This window comes from Leifsonia sp. KNZ12-8B (assembly GCF_056755495.1).
The window spans coordinates 1-4,215 of sequence record NZ_JBPGXM010000206.1; the positions used below are offsets into that span (position 1 = coordinate 1).

Annotated in this window: 3 protein-coding genes; 1 reads left to right on the forward strand and 2 read right to left on the reverse strand. The window is 74.6% G+C overall.

Annotated elements, in window-relative coordinates; genetic code table 11:
• Positions 1–193: 193 nt before the first annotated feature.
• Positions 194–1,114: an arginase family protein gene (locus tag ACR9ZG_RS18295; protein WP_481286272.1), complete on the forward strand. Its 921-nt coding sequence runs from the start codon at positions 194–196 to the stop codon at positions 1,112–1,114.
• Between the two features lie 99 nt (positions 1,115–1,213).
• On the opposite strand, the gene hutI is transcribed toward ACR9ZG_RS18295, so the two are convergent.
• Together hutI and hutU are read right to left on the reverse strand one after the other, a co-directional pair.
• Complete coding sequence (hutI, locus tag ACR9ZG_RS18300) at positions 1,214–2,371, reverse strand: imidazolonepropionase (protein WP_481286273.1); 1,158 nt, start codon at positions 2,369–2,371, stop codon at positions 1,214–1,216.
• A 1-nt stretch (position 2,372) separates the two neighbouring features.
• Positions 2,373–4,106, reverse strand: a complete 1,734-nt coding sequence (gene hutU / locus ACR9ZG_RS18305; protein WP_481286274.1) for a urocanate hydratase — start codon at positions 4,104–4,106, stop codon at positions 2,373–2,375.
• Between the last annotated feature and the right edge of the window lie 109 nt (positions 4,107–4,215).

Sequence of the window (4,215 nt, forward strand, 5' to 3'; positions counted from 1 at the left end):
GTCGCCGTCGGGCAACCGCCGAGTACGCGGACATTCTGCGTACTCGGCGGTTTCCGGCCGAATCTGCGCGTAGTCGCGGGGTGGGGGCGAATCAGCGCGTACTCGGCCGGTGGGCGTGACGTGTCTGGGATGCCGGACGGGGGCGCCGGAGTCGGCGCGGGAGCGTGGGTGGCGGGTTGGTAGCGTCGCGGGCATGAGTGCGTCGTCGTCGTCCGGTCAGCTGTCCGTCGATCCGCTGTGGCCGCGCGCGGGCGGGTGGCCGGCGCTCTCCGGGTTCGCCGCGGACGAGCGCGTGGACCTGGCGCTGCTCGGCATCCCGACCTGGCGCACCTCCCTCTCGCAAACCGGCGCTGGCGCGACCCCGGCGGCGGTGCGGGAGGCGCTGCGGCGGTACTCGGCGTTCGCTCCCGGACTCGACGTCGACGCGCTGCGGATCGCCGACGCGGGCGACGTGGAGGAGCCCGACGGGTCGGAAGGCGAGGCCAGGGCGACCGCGGCGATGGCCCGGGTGGCCGCGCGGGCCTCCCTCACGGTGGCGGTCGGCGGGGACAACGCGCTCACCGTTCCGGCGATGCTCGGTGCGACCGGGGACGCGCTCGCGACGGCGGGCCTGATCACGGTCGACGCGCACCACGATCTGCGCGACGGGGTGTCGAACGGGTCGCCGGTCCGCCGCCTCCTGGAGGCCGGGCTCGACGGGCGGCGGGTCGTGCAGCTCGGGATCGCGGACTTCGCCAACTCCGCCGCGTACGCGGCCCGCGCGGCCGAGCACGGCATCCATGTCGTCACCCGCGACGCGCTGCACGGGCGGCCGCTCGACGACGTCATGGCCGAGGCGCTCGCGATCGCAGGGGCGGCGGGAGGCCCGGTGCACGTCGACCTCGACGTGGACGTGTGCGACCGGTCGGTGGCGCCGGCGTGCCCGGCGTCCATCCCGGGCGGGCTGTCGGCGTGGGAGCTGCGCCGGTTCGCCCGGCTCGCCGCGGCCTCCCCGCTGGTCCGCTCGATCGACATCGCCGAGGTGGACGCGACCGTCGACGCGCCCGACGGACGCACGGTCCGCCTCGCGGCCCTGCTCATCCTGGAGGCGGCCGCCGGCCTCGCCTCCCGCTGACCGCGCCCGTCGCCGGCCGCCGAGTACACGAAAATTGTCGCGATTCCGCCCGGATCGCGACTATTTTCGTGTACTCGGCGGCTTGCGACGGGCGGCTGGTTACGCGCGGTGGGTGGTGCGCACGAGGGGGACGCCGGGGCGGTACGCGAGGTGCACGGCCGACGGGGCGTCGAGCACGACGTAGTCGGCGCGGGCGCCCCGGCGCAGGTGGCCGACGTCGTCGCGGCGCAGCGCCTCCGCACCGCCCAGGGTCGCCGCCCGCAGCGCCTCCGCCACGGTCATGCCCATGTCGCGCACGGCGACCGCGATGCAGAAGGCCATGGACGACGTGAAGGACGAGCCCGGGTTGCAGTCGCTCGCCAGCGCCACCGTCGCCCCGGCGTCGATCAGCCGGCGCGCGTCCGGGTACGGCTGCCTGGTCGAGAACTCGACGCCGGGCAGGAGGGTCGCGACGGTCTCCGACGCGGCGAGCAGCTGCACGTCGTCGTCGGTCAGGAAGGTGCAGTGGTCGACGCTCGCCGCGTCCAGAGCGACGGCCAGCGCCACGCCCGCGCCCGGCCCCAGCTGGCTCGCGTGTACCCGCACGCCCAGGCCGCGGGCCGCACCCGCCTCCAGGACGCGGCGGGACTGCTCGACGGTGAAGGCGCCGCGCTCGCAGAACACGTCGATCCACCGGGCGTGCGGTGCGCAGGCGTCGAGCATCGGGCCGCTGACGAGGTCCACGTAGGCGTCGGGGTCGTCGGCGAACTCGGGAGGCACGACGTGGGCGCCGAGGAACGTCGTCTCGTCCGTGACCTCCCGCGCGAGCCGCAGCAGGCGCTCCTCGTCGGCGACCGTCAGGCCGTAGCCGCTCTTGATCTCGAACGTCGTCGTTCCCTGCGCGAGCAACTCGGTCGCGAACCGGGCGAGGCGGGCGCGCAGCTCGTCGTCGGTCGCCTCCCGCGTGGCCGCGACCGTGCTCCGGATGCCGCCCGCCGAGTACGGCCGGCCGGCCATGCGCGCCTCGAACTCGGCGGCGCGGTCGCCCGCGAACACCAGATGGGTGTGGCTGTCCACGAAGCCCGGGATGACCGCGGCGCCCGCCGCATCCTCCACCACGTCCGCATCGGAGACGGGGGCGGCGGAGGCCGGGCCCGTCCACTCGACGCGGCCGTCGACGGTGAGCAGGGCGGCGTCGCGCACGGTCCCGAGCGGGCCATCGTGCGCGGGGTCGAACGTCGTCAGCTCGGCGATGCCGGTGAGGAGGGTCGCCGCCATGTCAGGCCCCGGTCACCGGCGCGGCTGCGTCGTGCGCGGCTTCCCTCGCCTCCGCCTCGTGCGCCGCTGCTTCCCGCGCCGCCGCCTCCCGCATCGGGATGCGCAGCCCGCGCTCGTCGGCGACCTCAACCGCCCGCTCGTACCCGGCATCCACGTGCCGCATCACACCCGTGCCGGGGTCGTTGACGAGCACCCGCTCGATCTTCTGCGCGGCGAGCTCGCTGCCGTCGGCGACCACGACCTGGCCCGCGTGGATGCTGCGGCCGATGCCGACCCCTCCGCCGTGGTGGAGTGATACCCAGGTCGCACCGGACGCCGTGTTGAGCAGGGCGTTCAGCAGCGGCCAGTCGGCGATGGCGTCGGAGCCGTCGGCCATCGCCTCGGTTTCGCGGTACGGCGACGCGACCGAGCCGGAGTCGAGGTGGTCGCGGCCGATGACGACCGGCGCGGACAGCTCGCCGCTGGCGACCAGCTCGTTGAATCGCAGGCCGGCGAGGTGCCGCTCCTTGTAGCCGAGCCAGCAGATGCGCGCCGGGAGGCCCTCGAACCGGACCTTCTCGCCGGCCTGCGTGATCCAGCGGCGCAGGTGCTCGTCCTCGGGGAAGAGCTCCAGCACGGCACGGTCGGTCACGGCGATGTCGGCCGGGTCGCCGGAGAGCGCCGCCCAGCGGAACGGGCCCTTGCCCTCCGCGAACAGCGGACGGATGTACGCGGGCACGAAGCCGGGGAAGGCGAACGCGCGGTCGTAGCCGCCGAGCTGCGCCTCCGCCCGGATCGAGTTGCCGTAGTCGAAGACCTCGGCGCCGGCGTCGAGGAAGCCGACCATCGCCTCCACCTGGGCCGCCATCGAGGCGCGGGCGTCGGCCGTGAACCGCTCGGGTTCGGCGGCGGCGCGCTCGTGCCACGTCTCGACGTCGTAGCCGGCGGGGAGGTAGCTGAGCGGGTCGTGCGCGCTGGTCTGGTCGGTCACGATGTCGATCGGGACGCCGCGGCGCAGCAGCTCGGGGAAGACCTCGGCGGCGTTGCCGACGACGCCGACCGAGAGGGCGCTGCGCCCGGACTTCGCGGCGAGGACGCGCTCGACGGCGGTGTCGAGGTCGGGCGCCAGCTCGTCGAGGTAGCCGTGGTCGGCACGGCGCTGGAGGCGCGCGCGGTCGACGTCGACGATGAGGACCGCGCCGCCGTTCATCGTGACCGCGAGCGGCTGGGCGCCGCCCATCCCTCCACAGCCCCCGGTGAGGGTGAGGGTGCCCGCGAGCGAGCCGCCGAACCGCTTGCGGGCGACCGCGCCGAAGGTCTCGTACGTGCCCTGCAGGATGCCCTGCGAGCCGATGTAGATCCACGAGCCGGCGGTCATCTGGCCGTACATGGTGAGGCCCTGCGCCTCCAGCCGGCGGAACTCGGGCCAGGTCGCCCAGTCGCCGACCAGGTTGGAGTTGGCGATCAGCACGCGCGGCGCCCACTCGTGCGTGCGGAAGACGCCGACGGGCTTGCCGGACTGGACCAGCAGGGTCTCGTCGGCCTCCAGGTCGCGGAGGGTGGCGACGATGGCGTCGAACGCCTCCCAGCTGCGGGCGGCGCGGCCGGTGCCGCCGTAGACGACGAGGTCGTCGGGGCGCTCGGCGACCTCGGGGTCGAGGTTGTTCATCAGCATGCGCAGCGGCGCCTCGGTCTGCCAGCTCTTCGCGCTCAGCGCGGTGCCGCGCGCGGCGCGGACGGGACGTGCTCCCTGCATCGTGTGGTCCTTTCTCCAACCCGCGAGTACGCGGATTCTCTGCGTACTCGGCGGTTATCGTGCGATTTTTCGCGTACTCGGCGGGTGCGGTCGGGCGGGGGTCAGGGGT

Coding starts and splice junctions, on each gene's coding strand:
- ACR9ZG_RS18295 (WP_481286272.1), top strand. CDS start 194: ATGAGTGCGTCGTCGTCGTCCGGTCAGCTGTCCGTCGATCCGCTGTGG.
- hutI (WP_481286273.1), bottom strand. CDS start 2,371: ATGGCGGCGACCCTCCTCACCGGCATCGCCGAGCTGACGACGTTCGAC.
- hutU (WP_481286274.1), bottom strand. CDS start 4,106: ATGCAGGGAGCACGTCCCGTCCGCGCCGCGCGCGGCACCGCGCTGAGC.